Annotated in this window: 21 protein-coding genes and 2 riboswitches; of the genes, 1 reads left to right on the plus strand and 20 read right to left on the minus strand. The window is 38.2% G+C overall.

Features of this window, described 5'->3' with window-relative positions; all coding sequences use genetic code 11:
- Positions 1–35: 35 nt before the first annotated feature.
- The 20 genes from V7138_RS20535 to V7138_RS20630 all read right to left on the minus strand — a co-directional run bounded on the left by V7138_RS20535 (position 36) and on the right by V7138_RS20630 (position 21,518).
- On the minus strand, positions 36–1,337 hold the full coding sequence (locus tag V7138_RS20535; RefSeq protein WP_335401032.1) for an MFS transporter: 1,302 nt from the start codon (positions 1,335–1,337) through the stop codon (positions 36–38).
- A 389-nt stretch (positions 1,338–1,726) separates the two neighbouring features.
- The gene (sufB, locus tag V7138_RS20540; RefSeq protein ID WP_335401034.1) at positions 1,727–3,124 is read right to left on the minus strand and encodes a Fe-S cluster assembly protein SufB; all 1,398 of its coding nucleotides are present in this window, start codon (positions 3,122–3,124) and stop codon (positions 1,727–1,729) included.
- A gap of 57 nt (positions 3,125–3,181) precedes the next feature.
- Positions 3,182–3,628 carry a Fe-S cluster assembly sulfur transfer protein SufU gene (gene sufU, locus V7138_RS20545; RefSeq protein ID WP_335401035.1) on the minus strand — a complete coding sequence of 149 codons (447 nt, stop codon included), beginning with the start codon at positions 3,626–3,628 and terminating at the stop codon, positions 3,182–3,184.
- A complete protein-coding gene (locus tag V7138_RS20550; protein ID WP_335401037.1) occupies positions 3,618–4,838 on the minus strand; it encodes a cysteine desulfurase in 1,221 nt (406 codons plus the stop codon). The genes sufU and V7138_RS20550 overlap by 11 nt, the downstream gene beginning before the upstream one ends.
- Positions 4,838–6,145 carry a Fe-S cluster assembly protein SufD gene (gene sufD / locus V7138_RS20555; RefSeq protein WP_335401038.1) on the minus strand — a complete coding sequence of 436 codons (1,308 nt, stop codon included), beginning with the start codon at positions 6,143–6,145 and terminating at the stop codon, positions 4,838–4,840. The genes V7138_RS20550 and sufD overlap by 1 nt, the downstream gene beginning before the upstream one ends.
- 17 nt (positions 6,146–6,162) lie before the next feature.
- Positions 6,163–6,948, minus strand: coding sequence for a Fe-S cluster assembly ATPase SufC (gene sufC, locus V7138_RS20560; RefSeq protein ID WP_335401039.1), 786 nt, complete (start codon positions 6,946–6,948; stop codon positions 6,163–6,165).
- A 395-nt stretch (positions 6,949–7,343) separates the two neighbouring features.
- Positions 7,344–7,496 carry a hypothetical protein gene (locus V7138_RS20565; protein ID WP_335401041.1) on the minus strand — a complete coding sequence of 51 codons (153 nt, stop codon included), beginning with the start codon at positions 7,494–7,496 and terminating at the stop codon, positions 7,344–7,346.
- Between the two features lie 269 nt (positions 7,497–7,765).
- Positions 7,766–8,608 carry a MetQ/NlpA family ABC transporter substrate-binding protein gene (locus V7138_RS20570; RefSeq protein WP_335401043.1) on the minus strand — a complete coding sequence of 281 codons (843 nt, stop codon included), beginning with the start codon at positions 8,606–8,608 and terminating at the stop codon, positions 7,766–7,768.
- Positions 8,609–8,622: 14 nt separating this feature from the next.
- Entirely contained in the window at positions 8,623–9,327 is a 705-nt protein-coding gene (locus V7138_RS20575; protein ID WP_335401045.1) for a methionine ABC transporter permease, read from the minus strand.
- Positions 9,320–10,345: a methionine ABC transporter ATP-binding protein gene (locus V7138_RS20580; protein WP_335401047.1), complete on the minus strand. Its 1,026-nt coding sequence runs from the start codon at positions 10,343–10,345 to the stop codon at positions 9,320–9,322. Before V7138_RS20580 ends, V7138_RS20575 begins: the two co-directional genes overlap by 8 nt.
- Positions 10,346–10,466: 121 nt before the next feature.
- A riboswitch (SAM riboswitch) is annotated at positions 10,467–10,572 on the minus strand.
- Between the two features lie 110 nt (positions 10,573–10,682).
- Positions 10,683–12,005, minus strand: coding sequence for an O-acetylhomoserine aminocarboxypropyltransferase/cysteine synthase family protein (locus tag V7138_RS20585; RefSeq protein ID WP_335401049.1), 1,323 nt, complete (start codon positions 12,003–12,005; stop codon positions 10,683–10,685).
- Between the two features lie 79 nt (positions 12,006–12,084).
- Positions 12,085–12,187: riboswitch (SAM riboswitch) on the minus strand.
- A gap of 148 nt (positions 12,188–12,335) precedes the next feature.
- Entirely contained in the window at positions 12,336–13,613 is a 1,278-nt protein-coding gene (locus tag V7138_RS20590; protein ID WP_335401050.1) for an MFS transporter, read from the minus strand.
- Positions 13,614–13,712: 99 nt separating this feature from the next.
- Positions 13,713–14,018, minus strand: coding sequence for a thioredoxin family protein (locus V7138_RS20595; RefSeq protein WP_335401052.1), 306 nt, complete (start codon positions 14,016–14,018; stop codon positions 13,713–13,715).
- An 81-nt stretch (positions 14,019–14,099) separates the two neighbouring features.
- A complete protein-coding gene (locus V7138_RS20600) occupies positions 14,100–14,435 on the minus strand; it encodes a toprim domain-containing protein (protein ID WP_438824390.1) in 336 nt (111 codons plus the stop codon).
- A gap of 167 nt (positions 14,436–14,602) precedes the next feature.
- Positions 14,603–14,848, minus strand: coding sequence for a YusG family protein (locus V7138_RS20605; protein ID WP_335401056.1), 246 nt, complete (start codon positions 14,846–14,848; stop codon positions 14,603–14,605).
- A gap of 148 nt (positions 14,849–14,996) precedes the next feature.
- Positions 14,997–15,380 carry a glycine cleavage system protein GcvH gene (gene gcvH / locus V7138_RS20610; protein WP_335401058.1) on the minus strand — a complete coding sequence of 128 codons (384 nt, stop codon included), beginning with the start codon at positions 15,378–15,380 and terminating at the stop codon, positions 14,997–14,999.
- A gap of 105 nt (positions 15,381–15,485) precedes the next feature.
- A complete protein-coding gene (locus tag V7138_RS20615; protein ID WP_335401060.1) occupies positions 15,486–15,842 on the minus strand; it encodes an arsenate reductase family protein in 357 nt (118 codons plus the stop codon).
- Between the two features lie 180 nt (positions 15,843–16,022).
- Entirely contained in the window at positions 16,023–17,807 is a 1,785-nt protein-coding gene (locus tag V7138_RS20620) for an acyl-CoA dehydrogenase family protein (RefSeq protein ID WP_335401061.1), read from the minus strand.
- 61 nt (positions 17,808–17,868) lie between these two features.
- Positions 17,869–19,047, minus strand: a complete 1,179-nt coding sequence (locus V7138_RS20625) for an acetyl-CoA C-acetyltransferase (protein ID WP_335401062.1) — start codon at positions 19,045–19,047, stop codon at positions 17,869–17,871.
- 86 nt (positions 19,048–19,133) lie between these two features.
- On the minus strand, positions 19,134–21,518 hold the full coding sequence (locus tag V7138_RS20630) for a 3-hydroxyacyl-CoA dehydrogenase/enoyl-CoA hydratase family protein (protein WP_335401063.1): 2,385 nt from the start codon (positions 21,516–21,518) through the stop codon (positions 19,134–19,136).
- A gap of 248 nt (positions 21,519–21,766) precedes the next feature.
- On the opposite strand from V7138_RS20630, the gene V7138_RS20635 reads away from it, so the two are divergent.
- A complete protein-coding gene (locus V7138_RS20635; RefSeq protein ID WP_077619272.1) occupies positions 21,767–21,916 on the plus strand; it encodes a YuzL family protein in 150 nt (49 codons plus the stop codon).
- Positions 21,917–22,190 lie beyond the last annotated feature (274 nt).

The following is a 22,190-nucleotide window of genomic DNA, read 5'->3' on the forward strand; positions in this document are numbered from 1 at the left end:
AGCGATATCAATTTCATTAATAAAGTTAAAACCAATTATTCTAAAACTTGTTTAGCAGAAATCATAACACGGGTTAATAATGCACCTAGAATAGCAAGACCTGCACCCGTAAACAAAACAAATTCCCATGAACCAAATGCTACGATAAGAACACCCGTCAAGGTTGGTGCAATAATACCTGCAACAGTTCCGGAGGTATTCATTATACCTGATAGTGTTCCTGCACTTTTAGGACCGATATCAATAGGCAATGTCCAAAATGAGGAGAAGTTCATCCCAAGGAATGTTACAGATAAAGTAATATAGGCAAGTGCTACCCATTCATTAGGTGTGTATGCACCTAGTGCCATAAATACTCCTGTACCAATAAATGAAATATATATTGGTATTCTTCTTGCTTGTGTTAAACTGACCCTTTTTGAAAGTTTATCGGAAAATAATCCTGTTAAATTCATTGAAAGAAATGCCCCTAAATATGGGAAAACTGCGAACATTCCTGTTGCTAAAAGAGTAAAACCTCTTTCATTCATGAAATATGCTGGGAGCCATGTCAAATATAAATACCAATTATAATTCTGGAAAAAGTAAATTATAGTAATACCTAGAACCTCTTTTGTCCGGAATAACTTTTTCCATTGAATTTTAACTACCTCATCTGATTTAGGTTTGCTGGTCTGTTCTGCAATTTCCAATTCTTCTAACTCTTTTTTAGTAATAAAACGGTTTTTTTCAGGTTTATCAGTAGCAGTTATAAACCATATAACTCCCCAAATAATCCCCAATGCACCGAACAAATAAAATGATGATTGCCAGCCAAAATCAGACGAAATCCATGCGGTAATAGGTGCAGCTATCGCAACTCCCAGAGCCATCCCGGACATATTCAGGCCCTGCCAGCGACCCCTGGAACTGATAGGTGACCATCTTGAGACAATTGAGGTGTGTGAAGGGAAATTAATTGCTTCTCCGACTCCAAGAAGAAATCGAATGATTAACATCGATGTTAATCCCCAGGCAAGTGGAGTAGCCATTGTAAATACAGACCAGAGAATAACTCCAAGCCCTAATAATTTCACTCCTCCATACTTATCTGACAACCAACCCGCAGGTATACCAAGCAATAAATATCCTGCAAAAAACGCGGAGGCTAATAGCCCGAATTGTTGTTCATTCCAACCATATTCCTCCATAATAGGTACAGCTACGATTGATATGTTAGAACGATCGGTGTAAGCAAGAATTGTACTAATAAATATCAAAATCATAATAATCCAGCGTGCTTTAAATTTCCTTTCAGGTTCTAAGTTGTTTCTGGGTGTATGCGCTTTCACTTCCATATAAAAAAACACTCCCCTTAACAAAATTAAAATTTGTCTAGCCGAACCTTTTCACTACCGCCCCCTTTAAAATTAATTTGCAATGAATCAACTTTCTTTGAAAGAATTTGCAGGTTTGTCTGACAAATAGTCAAACATTTCAAAGCTAATTATAGTCTTAAATATTTGACTTGTCAATATTTTCTGAGTATTCAATTGACTGATTTGATTGTATATTTCGAAAACTACATCCACCAAGGTTTTAGCTTATAATAATTTTTTTTGCTATCAGGGTTTCAACGATAAATTTATAAGGAGACTGGGATTGTAGGATTCAAATAAAGCAATACATGAATAGAAACAAAAAAAATCCTTGCCACAATTATTGTTGTGACAAGGGTTTTAAAAATTTATCCAATCGAACCTTCCATCTCGAACTTGATTAAACGGTTCATTTCAACTGCGTATTCCATTGGAAGTTCTTTTGTAAATGGCTCAATAAAGCCCATTACAATCATTTCAGTAGCTTCTTGTTCAGAAATACCACGGCTCATCAGATAGAATAATTGTTCCTCAGATACTTTTGAAACCTTTGCTTCGTGCTCTAATGAGATATTGTCGTTCAGGATTTCATTATATGGAATTGTATCAGAGGTTGACTGATTATCCATAATTAATGTATCACATTCGATATTTGAACGAGCACCATCCGCTTTACGTCCAAAGTGAACGATACCACGGTATGTTACTTTACCACCATGTTTTGAAATTGATTTCGAAACAATCGATGATGTTGTATTTGGCGCAAGGTGATGCATTTTCGCACCTGCATCTTGGTGTTGGCCTTTCCCCGCGATTGCGATAGAAAGTGTCATACCACGAGCCCCTTCACCACGAAGGATAACAGCAGGGTATTTCATTGTTAATTTCGAACCAATGTTGCCATCGACCCATTCCATTGTTGCATTTGCATCACAAACTGCACGCTTAGTAACTAGGTTATACACATTGTTTGCCCAGTTTTGGATCGTTGTATAACGACAATAAGCATCCTTTTTAATGATGATTTCAACAACCGCACTGTGAAGTGAGTTTGTTGTATAAACAGGGGCTGTACATCCTTCAACATAGTGTACACTTGCACCTTCATCCACAATAATTAATGTACGCTCGAACTGACCCATGTTTTCAGAGTTGATACGGAAGTATGCTTGAAGTGGTGTATCAACCTTGACACCTGGTGGTACATAGATGAATGATCCACCAGACCAAACTGCTGAGTTCAATGCAGCAAACTTGTTATCGGTTGGAGGAATTACTTTTGCCCAGTGCTCACGGAAAATGTCTTCATTTTCTTTAAGAGCTGAATCTGTATCCTTAAATACGATTCCCAGATTTGTAAGTTCTTCCTTCATATTATGGTATACAACCTCTGACTCATACTGAGCAGAAACACCCGCAAGGTATTTTTGCTCTGCTTCAGGAATTCCTAATTTATCAAAAGTAGCTTTGATTTCTTCAGGAACTTCATCCCAAGACTTCTCAGATTTCTCAGATGGTTTTACATAATACGTAATTTCATCAAAGTTTAAGCTATTTAAGTCTCCACCCCATTGTGGCATAGGCATGTTATAGAAATGCTCTAAGGATTTTAGACGGAAATCTAACATCCACTGAGGCTCTTCCTTCATGCGAGAGATTTCTTCAACAATTTCCTTTGTTAAACCACGTTCTGAACGGAAGATAGAAACGTCTTTATCTGCAAAGCCATATTTATAATCGCCAATCTCAGGCATTTTCTTTGCCATTTAACTTCACTCCATTCTTTGTAAGGAACACCCGTCATACTATCTGCGAGAGTTCACTCACGATTCATTTTGCTCGTTCTTAAATCCCTTTTCCATTGCCTTCCAAGCTAATGTTGCACATTTAATACGTGCTGGGAATTTTGAAACGCCCTGAAGTGCTTCAATATCTCCTAAATCAATGCTATCATCATATTCATTTCCTAGCATCATTTCTGAGAAGATTTTTGACATTTTTAATGCATCTTCAATATTCTTTCCTTTAATCGCTTGAGTCATCATGGATGCCGATGACATCGAGATGGAACATCCCTCACCGTCGTATTTAGCGTCTTGAACGACACCATCCTCCACTTTTAGAGTAAGATGAATACGGTCTCCACAAGTCGGGTTATTCATGTCAATTGTTAATGCACCTTCTTGAATGACCCCACGATTTCTAGGCTTTTTATAGTGATCCATAATCACTTGTCGGTACAAGGTATCAAGATTTATGTTAGAATCCATTGCTGAAATACTCCTTTGTTTTAATGAGTCCTTCAACTAGTTTATCAATTTCTTCTTCGGTATTATAGAGGTAAAAACTTGCACGAGCGGTAGCTGAAACCTTCAACCATTTCATTAATGGTTGTGCACAGTGATGACCGGCTCTTACAGCAACACCATCTGCATCTAAGACTGTCGCAACATCATGTGGATGAACATCATCAATATTGAAGGTTACAAGTCCTGCACGATGTTTAGGTCCATATATCGTTAGACCCTCGACTTCCGATAATCGTTCCATTGCATAATTTGCTAAATTGTGCTCATGCTCAAGGATTTGATCAAGCCCAATATCTTCTAAAAAGTCAATTGCAGCACCTAATCCAATGGCTCCAGCGATAATTGGCGTTCCTGCTTCGAATTTCCAAGGAAGCTCTTTCCATGTTGATTCGTAAAGGTCAACGAAATCAATCATTTCACCGCCAGTTTCAACTGGCTCCATTTTTTCAAGTAAGGCTTTCTTGCCATATAACACACCGATACCTGTTGGTCCACACATTTTATGACCTGAAAAAGCAAGGAAATCACAATCAAGGTCCTTCACATCAATTTTCATATGTGGAGCGGCTTGTGCACCATCAACAACCATGATTGCTCCATTACGATGTGCTATTTCGGTAATCTCTTTTATAGGGTTTATTGCTCCTAGCACGTTCGAAACCATTACGACTGATACAATCTTAGTTTGATTTGTAACAGTTGCTTCAACATCCTTTACATCAATTGAACCATCCTCCTGTAGAGGAATATATTTCAATTTCGCACCAGTACGTTTTGCAATTTGCTGCCAAGGAATAATATTAGCATGGTGTTCCATGTAGGTAATAACAATTTCATCGCCCTCATTAAGATGTTCACGCCCATAGCTTTCCGCAATTGTATTAATTGCAGTTGTTGTTCCTCTGGTAAAAATAACCTCTTGAATAGAGGATGCATTGATGTATTTGCGAACCTTTTCACGAGCATTTTCATAAGCATCAGTAGCTTTTGTACCAAGAGTATGAACCCCTCGGTGTACATTTGAATTATATTCACGATAGTAGCGATCAAGCGTTTCAATAACAGTAACAGGTTTTTGAGATGTTGCAGCACTGTCCAAATAGACAAGAGGTTTTCCATTAACCTCTTGATCTAAGATAGGGAACATGGAACGAATATCTTGGATATTCATTATCTTACTTTCCTTTCGATTACCTCAACTAGTTGCTTTTTAACACCTTCAATTGGAAGTTGGTTAACAACTGGTGCAAGGAATCCATGAATCACTAAGCGTTCAGCTTCCTTCTGCGGAATACCACGGCTCATTAAATAATATAATTGTACTGGGTCAACCCTACCAACAGATGCAGCGTGACCTGCTGTAACATCATCTTCATCAATAAGTAAAATTGGGTTTGCATCTCCACGAGCTTTTTCGCTAAGCATTAATACTCTTGATTCTTGTTCTGCATTTGATTTCGAAGCGCCATGTTCGATATGCCCAATACCATTAAAGATTGAGCTTGCGCTGTCTTTCATAACACCATGTTTCAAAATATAGCCTTCTGAATTTTTACCATGGTGAGTAATTCTTGTGGTGAAGTTTTGCTTTTGTTCGCCACGGCCAACAACGACTGTCTTTGTATCAGCAAGAGAACCATCACCAACTAAATTCGTGATATTTTCTGAGATTGTGTCGCCATCATTCATGAGACCTAGAGCCCACTCGATTTTGCTATCACGGCCGATTACACCACGACGAGTTACGTAGGTAGTATTTCCTGTTGCCAATGCATCTACTGCACCATAGGTTACCTTCGCATTACTGCCTGCAATAACTTCTGACACAATATTCACAACTGTATTCACAGAGTTAGTTGTTGAGATATAGTTTTCAACATACGTAACAGAACTATTATCTTCAGCAACAACAATTACATGGTTAAAAGTAGCCGCTTCTCCGTTTTCTTGAATAAATACTGCATGTAATGGAACTGATACTTCAACATTTTTAGGAACATATACGAAAGCACCACCATTAACGAGTGCAGCATGAAGTGCAGTAAGACGGTGTTCGTCAACCTTAACAGCTTCTGTCATAAAATATTTTTGAAGAAGATCACCATGTTCACGAGCAGCTGTATGAATATCTGTAAAAATAACGCCACTTGCTTTTACATCTTCTGTAAGAGAAATAAAAGCTGGTGTATTATTACGTTGAATATATATATTCTTTTCCTCTTCAACATGAATTAATGATTTGATTTCTTCAGGTAATTCGTCCAATGAAGTATATGGAGCACTTTCCACAACATGCTTTGCAAATTGAGTAAAGTTCCATTTATCAATTTTGGTTTTATCTGGTTTTGGCATCGGAAGGTCTTCTGCTTTTTCAAGAGCTTGTAAGCGAAGATCCTGTAGCCAGGTTGGTTCACCAAGAGTAGACGAAAAACCTCTGACATAATCTTTATCAAATGGTAATTTCGTATCGATTGTCATAATAATCCTCCTAACGCTTACGCTTCTTGATCTACAGTTTCATCTTCAATTCCTAGTTCTTGCTTGATCCAATCATATCCTTCTGCTTCTAGACGTTGAGCAAGCTCTGGACCACCAGATTTCACAATACGTCCTTGCATCATAACATGTACTTTATCTGGTGTAATATAGTTTAGTAAGCGTTGGTAGTGAGTGATGATTAAGCAACCAAACTCTTCGCCGCGCATTTCATTGATTCCTTTAGAAACAACCTTCAATGCATCAATGTCAAGTCCTGAGTCAATCTCGTCAAGGATTGCAATCTTAGGCTCAATCATCATTAATTGCAGGATTTCATTACGTTTCTTTTCTCCACCTGAAAAGCCTTCGTTTAGATAACGTTGGGCCATATCAGGATCCATTTCTAGGTATTCCATGTTCTTATCCATTGTACGGATGAATTTCATTAATGAAATTTCATCGCCTTCTTCACGTCGTGCGTTGATTGCAGAACGAAGGAAGTCGGCATTTGTAACACCACTGATTTCACTTGGATATTGCATAGCTAGGAAAAGACCAGCGCGAGCACGCTCATCAACTTCCATTTCTAATACATCTTCACCATCTAAAGTAACGCTACCACTTGTAACCTCATATTTAGGATGACCCATGATTGCAGATGATAAAGTTGATTTACCTGTACCATTTGGTCCCATGATTGCGTGAATTTCTCCGCCTTTTATTTCAAGGTTTACTCCTTTTAAAATCTCCTTGCCTTCGATTTCGACATGAAGATCCTTTATTACTAAAGTAGATCCTGCCATAACTACTACCTCCATTAGACAAAAAATATTTTGTATAGTAATGACTAATTAAGTCAAAACTTTATTCTCACTTTATTCTCATTACAATCTTATAACAAATTCAAAGTGATATCAACCTTTACACATTGCTTATAAGATTACACGTTTGGCAACGAGATGGTTTAATTTTTACCGTGAATTTTCAAGCGTACTCTGAGAATGATTATCCTAAAACTTGTCCATCACTAAGATAACATAATTTACTAAGATATGTAAGGATGAAGGGGATTTATGCATATTTATAGCCTTTTAGCTCCCGTTTATTTTTCTCACATTAAATGAATTCATTCTATAATAAAGTATCCATATTAAAAACCCAGTGTGAGGGCACTGGGTCTAATCACTATTCTTTTTGTTTAAGTATGAATTCTACCATCAATTTGAGCAACAATCATTCGACCTTGTTTATATTCTTGTTCACGGTTTTTTTCCACCCGTAACCGTTCCTTGAACTTTCGACAGTAATCCTCATAGCCAATCCCATGTGCCTGATGCATTGCCTTTTCCATTTCGCCCGTATAATTTAAACGGATTCGATTGATAATGAATCAATCCCTTCTTTTTTATGTGTTTTTCTTAACACGGTTATAATGGTACCACTGGCAACGTTTTACTACAATCACGAGAAAATGCAATATTTTAAGCTACCTATTCTAATTTTGCTGTCTGGGATTATGATCAACACGAGATAAAGAATTAAGGCAAATTCCTTTATATTCCTCCCAAATAATCAATAAATGAAAAGAAGCTTACCAAATGGCAAGCTTCTTCTCATTTATTATTTTACTGTAGTCACCGCACCAGCATATTTTTCTTCAATGAAATTCTGAATTTCTTCAGATTTCAATACTTCAACTAATGCCTTGATTTCTTCACGGTCTTCGTCACCTTTGTTAACAACGACTAAGTTTGCAGGGACCACATCATCTCCTTCAAAGGCAATGCCATCCTCTGCGATATTTACTCCACCCTCAAGTGCATAGTTTGTGTTAATAACAACCGCGTCTCCTTCACCATTTTCAAATGAAGTAGCAAGAAGTTTCGCTTCAATTAAAGTTGAAAAATCTAGATTTTTTGGATTTTCAACGATGTCTTCAACCCTTGCTTGATTACCAACACCCTCTTTAAGTTTGATGACACCTTCTCTTTCAAAAATCGGCAAAATACGACCGTGGTCACTAAATGAATTGCTCATGATGATTTTTGCACCATCAGGAAGCTCTTTTAAACTACTATATTTTTTAGAATATACTCCAATTGGCTCTTTATGGATTTCTCCAACACTTACAAAATCAAAGTCCGGATTTTCCTCTAATTGTAACTCTAAATAACCAGGTGTTTGGAAGTAGTTTGCATCAAGCTCTTTTTCATGAAGGGCTACGTTTGGCAAAATGTAATCAGTAAACACTTCAATTTTAAGGTCAATTCCTTTTTCCTTTAATAAAGGTTTAGCTTCTTCAAGCACTTCGGCATGTGGAACTGCTGATGCACCAACGATTAATTCTTTATTGCCTTCAGCTTCTTTTGTGTTGCCACCCTCATCTGTTTTATCACCTGACCCACAAGCAGCTAATGTAAGGGAAAATAATCCAATTAATAATACAAAAAGAAATTTTTTCATTTGTGTTCCTCCTGTTATCTCTTATCTGTTTGTTTTGTAAAGTAATCACCCACGAATTGAATGATAAATACCAAAATTAATATTGCAATTGTGGCAATAAATGTAATGACTGGTTTGTTACTTTGGAAGCCATATAGATAGGCAAAATGACCTAATCCACCAGCACCGATAACACCGGCCATAGCAGTGAAGCCTACTAATGAAATCGCAGTCACTGTAATCCCTGAGATTAAGGCTGGTAGGGATTCTGGAATTAATACTTTAAAAATAATGGTCGAATTAGTTGCTCCCATTGAATGAGAAGCCTCAATTACACCTTTATCTATTTCACGTAAAGCAATTTCAACCATTCTTGCGTAAAACGGTGCCGACCCTATAATTAAGGACGGTAATGCCGCATTCGGTCCTAGCATTGAACCCATTACAATTTTCGTAAAAGGTATTAATAATACAATAAGGATAATAAATGGTATGGATCGAAAAATATTAACAAGTGCAGACACAATTCGATTTACCACAGAATTTTCCCAGGCATTCCCTTTATCCGTTAAAAAGAGGACCAATCCTAAAAACAGACCTATAATAAAGGTTGCAAGCACCGAAATCCCAGTCATATATAAGGTTTCTTGGGTTGCTTCCCAGAGATTTCCCCAATTTAATGCTTGATAATCTTTAACCTGTTTTTCCCATTTAAGAAGTTCCTGGAATTGTTCAAACATTTTCAATCACCTCAGCTTCTACTCGTTGTTTCCGAATAAATTCAATGGCTGAAGTAACCTCATTCAGTCCACCAGCAAGATGAATGAACAATGTACCATAAGATCCATTTTGGGTTTGTGAAATCTTTCCTTGTAAAATATTCACTTCAACATTAAAGTCTCGGATTAAAGAAGTGATTAATGGTTTTTCTGCATCTTCCCCAACAAAAGTGAGCTGAACGACTCTTCCATTTGGATAACGCTCAAGCAAATGCTCAATCATTTCTTTTGTTTCCTCAGGCTCTGTCACTTGCTGCACAAAACGTTTAGTTATTTGAGCTTGTGGCTTTTTAAACACATCAAGCACCTTTCCTTGCTCAACAATTGCGCCATTTTCCATAACGGCAACACGGTGACAAATTTTACGGATAACGTGCATTTCGTGGGTAATTAATACAATCGTTAATCCTAATCGTTCATTGATATCTACAAGCAAATCTAAGATTGAGTCAGTCGTTTGCGGGTCTAATGCAGATGTTGCCTCGTCACATAGCAAAACCTTCGGGTTATTAGCTAGTGCTCGTGCGATACCTACCCTTTGCTTTTGACCGCCACTTAGCTGTGAAGGATAAGCATCTTCTCTTCCTTCTAATCCGACTAGCTTAATCAACTCTGTCACTCGTTCTTCACGTTTGGCTCTCGGAACTTTCGCGATCTCAAGTGGAAATGATATATTTTCTCTCACTGTTCGCGACCATAAAAGGTTGAAGTGCTGAAAGATCATGCTTATTTCTTGACGTGCGTCACGCAAAGCTTTTCCTTTTATAGAAGTGATATCATGGCCAGCAACTGAAACTGTACCTTCAGTTGGATTTTCGAGACCATTCAGCAAACGAATAAGTGAGCTTTTACCAGCACCACTGTACCCGATAATGCCAAAAATTTCACCTTCATTGATTTCCAAGTTAATATCATTAACTGCTGTAACAGAATTGTTTTTCGTCTTATAAATCTTCTTCACATTTTTTAGTGTTATCACGTAATTCACCTTCTATCTAAAGAGAACTATGTTTAGTTTATACGATATAAAAAGTAATTACTAATTGAAAAAGCCTTTCTGCAATTAAAAGAGCAGAAAGGCACCGTTATCTGATTCCTTCCTCTCATCTTCCAAAGCTTTGCTTTGTGTGAATTGGCACCTTTTCAACAGATGTTGACGGTTGCTGGGCTTCATCGGGCACATCCCTCCACCACTCTAAATAAGAGTAATCATATTTATTTACTTTTTATCGTACTAAACAACTCGAAGGTTATCTTATCACCTGCAAGGTAAGGTGTCAATGGAAAAACATGACTAATGTACCAATGTTAATTCGTTAGATTGTTGGTAAAGGTGTAACTGAACTAGTTCCATTTGCTGCTTTAATGGCTTGCTCTAAATCCTCTAAAAGATCTTCTATATTCTCAATTCCAACCGATAAGCGAACTAAGTCTTCTGAAACACCTGATAATTTTAGATCTTCTGGACTCAATTGTTGGTGTGTAGTGCTAGCTGGGTGGATGATTAAACTCTTCGCATCGCCAACGTTTGCAACATGTGACCAAAGCTCCACATTATTGATTAATTTCTCTCCAGCTTCTTTTCCGCCTTTAATACCGAATACAACAACAGATCCAGCACCCTTTGGCAGGTATTTATCTGCTAATTGTTTGTTAGGGTGATCGTCTTCACCAGGATACAATACCCATTCAACCCCAGGATGATTTTTAAGATATGAAACAACTTTTTTCGTATTTGCGATATGTTCCTTCATACGAACATGTAATGTCTCAAGACCCAGGTTAAACTGGAATGAATTAAAAGGACTCAAAGCTGGACCTAGATCGCGAAGAAGTTGAACTCTCGCTTTGATGATATAAGCAACAGGTCCTAAAGCATCGGCAAAGACTAAATCATGGTAGCTTGGGTCTGGCGTTGTAAATCCTGGGAATTTTGGTGAATTCCAATCAAATTTACCACCATCAACAATAATTCCACCCATCGTTGTTCCATTCCCTAGTAACCACTTTGTAGCAGAATGTACAACAATATCTGCCCCATGCTCAATTGGTCTACATAAGTATGGTGTTGCAAATGTATTGTCAATAATTAACGGAATTCCAGCTTCATGAGCAATCGTTGCAACAGCCTCAATATCAAGGATATCTAAACTTGGGTTTCCGATTGTTTCAGCAAAAATTGCTTTTGTATTCGGAGTAATCGCTTGACGGAAGTTTTCCGGATTTGTTGGTTCTACCAAATGGGTCTTAATTCCATATTTAGGTAGTGTGTTAGCAAATAGGTTATAAGTTCCACCGTAAAGTGTAGAAGCAGATACAATCTCATCTCCAGCACCCGCGATATTCAAAATTGCTGTTGTAATTGCAGCCATTCCACTTGAAACTGCCAATGCACCAACTCCACCCTCTAATTGTGCTACTCTTTCTTCAAAAACAGTTGTAGTTGGATTATGGATACGAGTATAAATATAACCATTTTCTTTTAGCCCAAATAGATTTGCTGCATGCTCTGTAGTATTAAATTTATATGCATTTGATTGGTAGATTGGTACAGCTCTTGCTCCTGTTACAGGATCTGCTTCAAGGCCACCATGTATTGCGATTGTTTCTGGTCTATAGTTTTTTTGTTTTTCACTCATTTGAAATCTCTCCTCTACCTTTTTGTTTATACAAATTAAAAAACCTCTTCGATAAGAAGAGGTGTATGTATGGTTTCTCTCCTTATCTCTCAGACAAAAAATTGTCTGTTGGAATTAGCACCGTGTAAATTACCGGTTGCCGGGCTTCATAGGGCCATTCCCTCCACCACTCTTGATAAGATTATCGATATGAAGTTTTTATACTAATACTTTAAATTGATGTTAACTCTTTTTCAATTACAAGTCAACTGTATTTTTAGAAAAAATGGGGAATTCAAAATTTCATACTTTATTTCGACAACTTTAAATGAACTGTTTCTAGTTTACCTATTATGATATTTTCGCGAAAGTTTTTTCTTCATCACGAAAGGACTTTCTACTGAAAACAATTAGGAAATAAAGGGACCCAATTAAATATAAGACAGATGTGATTGTAAATACATAAGCATAGCCCCAATAAGCCCCATGGATCATCACAATTGATGTCGATACAGGTCCCATTAATGCCCATCCTAATGAAAACACCATTTGATTCACTGAATTGGCTAGACCCTTCATCGAATCGTTCACACGTCCCATAACTAGAGATGCTTGAATCGGGTTCCCCGCATTCATTAATGCCTGTCTAAATAAAAAGGCAATGGCTGCTATGTAAAGATTTTCGGTATACCCTGTAAGTAATAGGAATGGAAGGGACGATAATTGCAAATAAACCACTGCACGAACCTCTCCTACCTTACTGACAATGTAGGGGCCAATAATCATTGCAACTGCAGTTGCTGCTTGTCCCAAAGAGAGTATGATACCGATTATTGTATTACTAGCTAGAAAGCGATCTGCAAAATACAAATTTAAATACGGGATAACTAATCCGGAACCAAAGCCGATAATCATCTGTGCAAAAGCAAACATCGCGATTAATTTAATTTGTGATTTATTCGCTTTTAATTTTTGACCAAATGATTCTACTCTATTATTATCTGGTCGTTTCCTGCGTTGTTCATTCATTTTAATGATTGGTAGAATTCCTGCAACATAGATAATCGTTGCGATTAGAAGCGTGATTCTCACACTCCAAAGTCCACTCATATGAAAAATATATTGGAAGGCATCAGACAATGCCCCACCTGCGATGTTTCCAACTACTTGGGCGACCATCATGATGGCAGAATGAAAACTAAAGAGATGAACCCTTTGTGCAGACGTTGAGTTTTCCGCTAACCATGGGACACCAGAAACTTGAATAAACGCCGTCGACAAACCTGTTAAAAAGGCTGTCATTACTAGTAGCTGTTCTACATCTAAAATACTTCTCGCAAAGAAAGAGATTGTTGAAACAGCCACACCTAGTACCATCACTTTTTTTCTTCCAAACTTGTCACTCATGAGACCTGCAGGTACAAGGATGATGGCGGACGCCAAAGCTGTCATGGCAATAATTGTTCCATTTGTTTGCTCAGAATAGCCAAGTTCTCGTACATAGAAGTTATACATGATTGTGAACATACCCATGCCTAACTGTGTAAAAATAGTCGTAAGAATGAATAGTTTAATATTTTGATTGTATGATTTGTATTGTGTTTTCCACCCAGTAACTATGCTACTCATATGCGCTCCAGTGATGTTTTTATTGTTTCGACTCCCTAAATATCATACAACTTTTCAGAAAAAAAGCAATAAAAAAACAACGCCAAATTCGCGCGTTGTTTAGTCATTTGATATTATTTCAAGCAAATATGGTACCGAGTGGAAAGCATAGTATTTCTTTGAAACTTTTCCGTCTTGCACATGCAACAAACAAGGAACACTCTCGATTTGCCATTCGATTGCTTTTTGAGGTAAATAATTTAGATCGCTTTTTCCGATGATTACATTTGGAAGTAATTCATCTACCACTGAAATCATTTTTGATGCTACTTGGCAGGTTCCACACATCGGTGTATATAAATAAAGCCAAAACTGTTCCGTATTGGCAATTTGAGCGTCAATTTCATGATCTTTCCATTCCTTCATGTCTCCAACAACCTTTTCCTTCTTCATTGAATTTTATTGTATCATGATTTTTACATAAACATCGGAATTATGTTTATCCTCCTACAATAAAAATTCTGCATGAACATCAATATTTGCGGAAAGAAGTACGGTTGCAATGTGATGTTCAGGTGCTGTCGCAACCTCGCGATAGGTTTTATCAATAAACAAATGCCGTGCTTCAGGAAATTCGCGTTTAAACTGTTTTCTTAGCTTATCACCCGCTCTGTCAGCATCCACTAATATATAAACATCTTTATTAAATAAATGTTCAATTAAATCATCAAGCTTTGAAAGGCCGATCGTTCCATTTGTACAAATGATTTCTACTGGTTCATTCACAACCGTTTCGACCTTCTTCTTGTCCGTTCTCCCCTCAACAATGATTACTTTTTCCATATCATCAAAAGCCACCATTTCATCACCTTACTTTATGTGTACATTTTTCTGCTTTATCCCTTTATTCGATGTGTACAACTGCTTTTCCTTCATTTTATCGCAAAGATTCATTTTGGTGATAGATACTGGAAAAGTTAAGGAAAAAAGACAGTGGGTCGCCACTGTCTTCAACACCAACCATTTTCATCATCACAATCCACATATTTCATATCTGGGGAAGTAGGGACATCGGCATATGTGAAAATTTTACTTTGTTCCTTCTCATATCCCTGCTTTAAATCAAATTGAGCTCCTTCGTTCGTAAAGCGAATTTTACCAATAGGTTCTTTCTCTACAAATAAATTCATTTCGTTATTTCCAAGCTTACCCACTACTCGGTCAGTCACATCAATTCGAGTATGTTTCAATACCATGATAAACACCCTTCCCTTGGTATTTACTTTTAGAATGTCCATTACGACTAACTTCATTCGGCTTGGGGGGTGCTCTGTATTGGTTATGTTACCAAGAAAAAAAGAGCCAGAGTAGGAATTCACCTTTTACTGGCTCTCTCGTTGTAAATTAGTCTTCTTTGATCATTTCTTCATACTGCTCAGCAGTCATGAGGTTTTCTACATCTCCAGCATTTGCAGGTTCAATCACAATCATCCATGCTTTTTCATATGGAGATTCGTTTACGAATTCTGGGCTATCATCAAGGTCTTCGTTAATTTCGACAACTTTACCACTAATTGGTGCATAAAGCTCAGATACAGTTTTAACTGACTCAACACTTCCGAATGGCTCGTCCGCTTGGATCTCGTCACCAACTTCTGGAAGTTCAACGAATACGATATCACCTAATTCAGATTGTGCGAAATCTGTAATTCCGATACGTACTTTATCCCCTTCAACTTTCACCCATTCGTGTTCCTCTGAATAACGTAATTCTTTAGGTGTGCTCATTTGATAACCTCCATCAATTCAATTTTATGAAAATATTTACTTCCTCATTTCACCTGAGTTTCCCCAGCAAAATGGTTATGTAAAACCCTAAAAAGGGCTTTCATCCTATGCCCAAGTTTCTTCAAACTTCGCTTCATTGAATCCAACCGTTACCTTGTTGCCGTCTGTAGTGAGTGGGCGCTTAATCAGCATTCCATCAGATGCAAGTAGGTCCAGTAACTCATCCTCTGACGCAGTACTCACTTTATCCTTCAAACTAAGTTCGCGGTATTTTTGACCACTTGTATTAAAGAATTTCTTTAATTCTAATCCACTTTTCTCGTACATTTCTCTTAATTGCTCTTTTGAAGGTGGATTCTCAACAATATGTACTTCCTCAAAAGCAACCTGATGCTCTTCAAACCATTTTTTTGCTTTTCGACAGGTTCCACATTTCGGATACCAATAAAATGTTAATGCCATATTCTCACCACCTTAATCATTCTACCAAGAAATATTTTATCATATAACAAATTGAAATAAAATTGATTCGAATGAACCTCTGATACATTTCGACTTATCTTTAACTTTTCCTGCTTAATACGCGAAATACCCTTTTTACAAGGGAAAAAGCCCCTGACCATAAGGGGCTTCTTCACAGTATTAAACAGTATATTTTTCAGCTTCGATTAGAGTTGCAGCAATTTCACGTTTCTTCGCAATGACATTAACCGGCGTAAAACGAGTTAATTTACGCAATGCTGAGGTCATCATACGTAACAAATCGCCTTCTTCTGTTGCAACAAGAGTTTCCTTTGCATGGGCTTCAATTTCATTGAATGCTTCTTGCACAAAAACTTGTGTATAAAGGATTTTTTGCTGATTCTTATCTTCCCCTGCTTTTTTGATGGCTTTTTCTGTCCGAAGAACAACTGACTCCATCGCATAGATATTTGCTGCAATATCTGCAATATTGGCTAGGATTTCTTGTTCTTTTTCAAGCTTTGGACCGAATTTTTGAGCCGCAAGTCCTGCAATCATTAATCCAATCTTCTTCGCATTACGAACCAGGTATTTTTCTTGTTCAAGTACGCCTTCACCCACTTCTTCAGGCATCAGCATCATAAGTTCTTCTTGAAGCTGTGTAGCTTTTTCAAGTAATGGTAATTCTCCTTTTAATGCTTTTCGAAGAAATGTTCCAGGAACTAATAGGCGATTGATTTCATTTGTTCCCTCGAAAATTCGGTTAATCCGTGAATCACGGTAGGCTCTTTCAATTTCGTACTCCTGCATAAATCCGTATCCACCATGGATTTGAACGCCTTCGTCTACAACATAATCTAAAACTTCTGTGTTGAAAAATTTATTAATGGAGCATTCAATTGCATATTCAGCAATGGACTTAGCAACTTCTTTACCATTGTTCACTTCCTCTTCAGATAATTGGCCCATGCGGTCTTCAAAATATCCAACTGTACGGTACACGCTGGATTCAGCAGCATAAATTTTTGCCGCCATGTTCGCCAATTTCTCTTGAATTAATCCAAATTTTGAGATTGGTGTTTTGAATTGTTGACGCTGATTTGCGTATTTAACCGCAAGTTCGAACGCGCTCTTAGCTCCACCAACCGCACCTACACCAAGCTTATAACGACCAATGTTTAGTATGTTAAATGCGATTATGTGACCTCTGCCTACTTCACCTAACAGATTTTCTACAGGTACCTGTGCATCTTCAAGAATTAATGTGCGAGTTGATGAGCTCTTAATTCCCATTTTCTTTTCTTCAGCACCTGTAGAAACTCCAGGGAATTCACGCTCCACAATAAATGCCGAGAATTTATCTCCATCGATTTTGGCATATACAATGAATACATCAGCAAAACCAGCGTTTGTAATCCATTGTTTTTCACCATTTAGAACATAATGAGTTCCTTCAGCATTTAATTTAGCAGTTGTCTTTGCACCAAGTGCGTCAGATCCTGAACCTGGCTCTGTTAACGCATATGCCGCTAGTAACTCACCTGTTGCCAATTTTGGCAGATATTTTTGCTTTTGCTCTTCATTACCAAAAAGAACAATTGGAAGTGACCCAATTCCAACATGTGCTCCGTGAGAAATGGAGAAGCCACCCGCTCTTGCCATTTTTTCAGCTATTAATGCAGAGCTTACTTTGTCTAGTCCTAAACCACCATACTCTTCTGGTACGTCTACACCTAATAGTCCAAGTTCTCCTGCGCTTTTTAATAAGTTTACGGAAATGTCAAACTCATGATTTTCAAGATGTTCAACCTGTGGAAGAACCTCGTTTGCTACATAGTCCTCTGTTGTTTTTGCAATCATTTTATGTTCATCTGTGTAATCCTCCGGTGTAAAGACACGATCTGCTTCAAGATCTTCGATTAAAAAGCCCCCACCTAAAACGACTTTATCAGTTGCATTTGACATATTGTTTCCCCCTAAGAAAGTTTTCATTTGAGGCTCACCACCAGTGGTAAGCATCTTTTACCTATGCCAGTAGTTCAAATACACCAGCTGCACCCATTCCGCCGCCGATACACATTGTTACTACACCGAACTGTACGTTGCGACGCTTCATTTCATGCATCAGTGTAAGTGTTAATTTTGCTCCCGTACATCCAAGCGGATGCCCAAGTGCAATTGCACCGCCATTTACATTTACTTTTTCTTCATCCAGTCCAAGTTCACGAATCACTTGAAGCGATTGCGATGCAAAAGCCTCGTTTAATTCAAATAATCCGATATCAGAAAGTTCAAGACCTGCCATTTTAAGTGCCTTCGGAATGGCTGCTACTGGACCGATCCCCATTACTTCAGGTGGTACCCCTGCTACAGCAAACGATCTAAATTTCACAAATGGAGTTAAGCCTAAGCTAGTCGCTTTTTCACGATCCATTACCATTACCGCTGCTGCTCCGTCACTCGTTTGTGAGGCATTCCCTGCAGTCACTGAACCAGTTACTGAGAATGCAGGTCTTAATTTCGCCAAGACTTCAAGATTTGTATCTTCCCGAACCCCTTCATCCTGTGAGAATCGGACATGCTTTTCAACTAATTTATTGTTTTCAGCGACATGACGAAAAGTGACATCGACAGGTACAATTTCATCTACAAACTTACCTGCCTTAATCGCAGCTGCAGCTTTTTGATGACTTTTTACCGCAAAAGCATCTTGATCTTCACGGCTAATACCGTACTTGACTGCAACTTGCTCAGCGGTGTGACCCATTCCCATATAATATTCAGGTGCTGTTTCTGCAAGCCTTGCATTTGGTCGGACAACATGACCCATCATTGGTACAAGACTCATAGATTCCGCTCCGCCCGCAATGGCTGTATCCGAATGCCCTAGCATAATTTTTTCTGCTGCATAGGCAATGGATTGGAGTCCAGAAGAACAGTAACGATTGATCGTAATTGCAGGAACTGTATGCGAAAGACCTGCTAACGCACCAATATTTCTTGCCATGTTTAAACCTTGTTCTGCCTCAGGCATTGCACATCCTATGATTAAATCATCGATATTCCCATCGTAATTTCCTGCACGTTTTAATGTTTCCTTTACAACTAATGCTCCTAAATCATCAGGTCTTACATTTGCAAGTGTGCCTTTTTTCGCCTTTCCAACCGGAGTTCTTGCTCCGGCAACGATGACTGCTTCTCTCAACCACATTCCCTCCCAAGTAGGTAAAAGTTCGGATAAATCTCTTTCGAATCCTTCATCCTCACTTTTAACCTTTTATTTATGAAACTTTAGTTACGTAATGGTTTTCCTTTTACAAGCATGTGTTGCATTCTTTGCTGTGTTTTTGGCTCACCAACAAGACTTAAAAATGCTTCACGCTCGAGATCTAATAAGTATTGCTCATCTACCTCAGTACCATATGGAACATTGCCACCCGCAATCACCCATGCCAGCTTTTTCGCAATTTTAAGATCATGGTCTGAAATATAGCCGGAATATTTCATCGCTTGTGCGCCTAAAAGAAGATTTGCATAGCCTGTTTCACCAACCACTGGCACCTTCTTCCTTACTGGTGCTTTATAACCTTGTGCTGATAATGCCAATACTGATTGTTTTGCATCATAGATGAGGTGATCACCATTGAAGCTAACACTGTCCTCATTTGTTAAGAAGTTATTGGTTCGTGCCTCATCAGCCGAAGTTGAAACCTTCGCCATTGCAATTGTTTCGAATACTTTATTGGCGACATTCTGAAGATTCACTTCTACTCCAGTCGGCATACCTTGAAGATGGTTGAGATAAAGCTCCTTATTCCCACCCCCGCCAGGGATTACACCAACACCTACTTCAACTAGACCCATATACGTTTCACTTGAAGCTTGAACCTTCTCAGCAGGTAAGCAGATTTCTGCACCTCCACCAAGGGTCATTCCAAATGGTGCTGCTACGACTGGTTTTTCACTGTATTTGATATTCATCATTGCTTGTTGGAAATTGCGTACGACTAGTTCAATGTCATAGAAATTGTCATCCTGTGCTTCCATTAAAATCATTGCTAGGTTTGCACCAACACAGAAGTTTTTCGCTTGGTTACCGATGACAAGGCCTTTGTAGTTTTTCGCCACTTCTTCAATCGAGTAATTGATCATCTGAATAATATCGAAACCGATTGCATTATTTGGTGATGTAAATTCCAATAATGCGACATCATCTCCTAAATCTATTAAACTAGCTCCACTGTTTTTCTTAATGACGCCTTTTATTTCTTTTAACGTTTTAAGATGGATGTTCTTTGGATTGACCTTAACGGCTTTATATTCACCGTTATGGTAATACGAAACAGAGCCATATTCATTTTTATAAAAAGAGATATTACCGTTTGCCAGCATATCCTTAATCCAGCCTGGAAGTTTAACACCTTCTGCTTCCATCCTTGTGACAGATTTTTCAACTCCGATTGCATCCCACATTTCAAATGGACCTAATTGCCAGCCAAATCCCCATTTCATTGCCTCATCAATGGCGACAATATCATCCGCAATTTCGCCTAGAAGATTCGCAGAGTAGACAAGAGCCGGGCTTGTAATATTCCATAAAAGCTGTCCAGCACGATCATCCGCGTACAAAAGGGTTTTTAGCTTATTCGCAGTACCTTTTACTTGTTTAATAGAGGCTGTAACAGGTGTTTGTAGTTTCTTACGTGCTTCGTATTCAAGTGTTTCAGGGTTTAACTCAAGAATATCTTTACCCTTTTTCAGGAAAAAGCCTTGACCTGATTTACTTCCTAACCAACCTTTTTCCAGCATTTTCTTCATGAATTCAGGAACATTGAATACGTCTTTTTCTTCTCCTTCAACTTGCTCGAAAACATTGTTAGCCACGTGAATAAAGGTATCAAGTCCAACAACATCAAGGGTACGGAAAGTTGCACTCTTCGGTCGACCAATCATAGGACCAGTAACCGAGTCTACCTCACCGATGCTATATCCGCCTTTCAGCATTTCACGAACGGTTACCAGCAGTCCATATGTTCCAATTCGGTTTGCGATAAAATTAGGTGTGTCTTTTGCTTCAACGACACCTTTTCCAAGTACGTCCTCACCGAACTTTTTCATAAAAGAGAGTACTTCTGAGCTTGTTTTTTTTGTTGGAATCACTTCTAGGAGCTTCAAGTAACGTGGTGGGTTAAAGAAGTGGGTTCCTAAGAAGTGCTTTTGAAAATCTTCTGAACGGTCTTCAGCCATTGCTTCAACTGAGATACCAGATGTATTGGAGCTTATGATGCTGCCCGGCTTTCTAACTTCATCGATTTGACTAAATACCTTTTTCTTCACTTCAAGGTTTTCAACAACTACTTCAATAATCCAGTCTACTTCTGAAAGCTTTGTTAAATCATCCTCAAAGTTTCCAGTTGTAATAAGAGCAATGTTTTCCTTTGAAGTAAGTGGGGCCGGCTTCTGTTTTAACAACTTTTGAACTGCTGTATTGCTTAATCGATTTCGGACTTCTTGATCTTCAAGTGTAAGCCCTTTCTTTTTTTCTGCTTCTAAAAGTTCACGAGGAACAATATCTAATAGTAAGGTAGGTATTCCGATGTTTGCTAAATGGGCAGCAATACCTGAGCCCATAACCCCTGAACCAAGAACTGCAGCTCTTTTAATGCTTTGGACCATTCACAGTTTCCCCCTTCGATTCTTTTTTTGAATGAACACTCATTCATTTTTGCTTCAAAAAAAATATCCCTATTCGATTTCCAAGTCATTGAATTGGGAACCTCAAAAAGAATGAGTTCCTTTACAACTTAATATAAACCAATATTTAAATTTTCGCAATATATTCACGAAACAATTTTTCTTTTTATTGTAAATTCGCATTTAAACAGCCATAGAGGGGATTCTATAAAACGGAGGTGACAATCCAAATGGCGAAAGTTGATAAAAACCCATCTAAACGCGCTGTTAGTGCAGCTAGTGTAAAAGGAAATGCAGGGCCAGATACAAGAGCTCGTAGCGGAAAAACACAATCTACCAACCAACAATACGGGGCGCATAATACGGGTGGAGAAGAATAAGTCGAATTCCATGAATGTGAACGAGCTTGTTGAAAGACCCTATGGATCAAGTTTTAAGAACGAACGAGTCTTCATAACCATGGTGAAGGACTTATCGCAGCAGTTTCAAGGTCTTCATAACCTCGATGAAGACTTCTTTGTTCCATGGCAAACCACACTTTGGTCTTCATCACCCCGATGAAGACCTTTTCGTTCAAAATCAAACTGCGTTTCGGTCTTCATAACCTCGATGAAGACATCTTTGTTCCATGGCAAACCACACTTTGGTCTTCAT

This window comes from Bacillus sp. JJ1533 (assembly GCF_036965045.1).
In the GTDB taxonomy this organism is placed as follows: Bacteria; Bacillota; Bacilli; order Bacillales; family Bacillaceae_L; genus Ferdinandcohnia.

Bases quoted from the DNA above. Each gene is read 5' to 3' on its own strand.
- sufU (WP_335401035.1), bottom strand. From the start codon at position 3,628: ATGGATTCTAACATAAATCTTGATACCTTGTACCGACAAGTGATTATG.
- gcvH (WP_335401058.1), bottom strand. From the start codon at position 15,380: ATGAGCACACCTAAAGAATTACGTTATTCAGAGGAACACGAATGGGTG.
- V7138_RS20635 (WP_077619272.1), top strand. From the start codon at position 21,767: ATGGCGAAAGTTGATAAAAACCCATCTAAACGCGCTGTTAGTGCAGCT.
- V7138_RS20630 (WP_335401063.1), bottom strand. From the start codon at position 21,518: ATGGTCCAAAGCATTAAAAGAGCTGCAGTTCTTGGTTCAGGGGTTATG.
- V7138_RS20620 (WP_335401061.1), bottom strand. From the start codon at position 17,807: ATGTCAAATGCAACTGATAAAGTCGTTTTAGGTGGGGGCTTTTTAATC.
- V7138_RS20585 (WP_335401049.1), bottom strand. From the start codon at position 12,005: ATGAGTGAAAAACAAAAAAACTATAGACCAGAAACAATCGCAATACAT.
- V7138_RS20595 (WP_335401052.1), bottom strand. From the start codon at position 14,018: ATGAAGGAATGGAAAGATCATGAAATTGACGCTCAAATTGCCAATACG.
- sufD (WP_335401038.1), bottom strand. From the start codon at position 6,145: ATGACAATCGATACGAAATTACCATTTGATAAAGATTATGTCAGAGGT.
- V7138_RS20590 (WP_335401050.1), bottom strand. From the start codon at position 13,613: ATGAGTAGCATAGTTACTGGGTGGAAAACACAATACAAATCATACAAT.
- V7138_RS20570 (WP_335401043.1), bottom strand. From the start codon at position 8,608: ATGAAAAAATTTCTTTTTGTATTATTAATTGGATTATTTTCCCTTACA.
- V7138_RS20565 (WP_335401041.1), bottom strand. From the start codon at position 7,496: ATGGAAAAGGCAATGCATCAGGCACATGGGATTGGCTATGAGGATTAC.
- V7138_RS20605 (WP_335401056.1), bottom strand. From the start codon at position 14,848: ATGGTATTGAAACATACTCGAATTGATGTGACTGACCGAGTAGTGGGT.
- V7138_RS20600 (WP_438824390.1), bottom strand. From the start codon at position 14,435: ATGGAAAAAGTAATCATTGTTGAGGGGAGAACGGACAAGAAGAAGGTC.
- sufB (WP_335401034.1), bottom strand. From the start codon at position 3,124: ATGGCAAAGAAAATGCCTGAGATTGGCGATTATAAATATGGCTTTGCA.
- V7138_RS20575 (WP_335401045.1), bottom strand. From the start codon at position 9,327: ATGTTTGAACAATTCCAGGAACTTCTTAAATGGGAAAAACAGGTTAAA.
- V7138_RS20550 (WP_335401037.1), bottom strand. From the start codon at position 4,838: ATGAATATCCAAGATATTCGTTCCATGTTCCCTATCTTAGATCAAGAG.
- V7138_RS20535 (WP_335401032.1), bottom strand. From the start codon at position 1,337: ATGGAAGTGAAAGCGCATACACCCAGAAACAACTTAGAACCTGAAAGG.
- sufC (WP_335401039.1), bottom strand. From the start codon at position 6,948: ATGGCAGGATCTACTTTAGTAATAAAGGATCTTCATGTCGAAATCGAA.
- V7138_RS20615 (WP_335401060.1), bottom strand. From the start codon at position 15,842: ATGGCATTAACATTTTATTGGTATCCGAAATGTGGAACCTGTCGAAAA.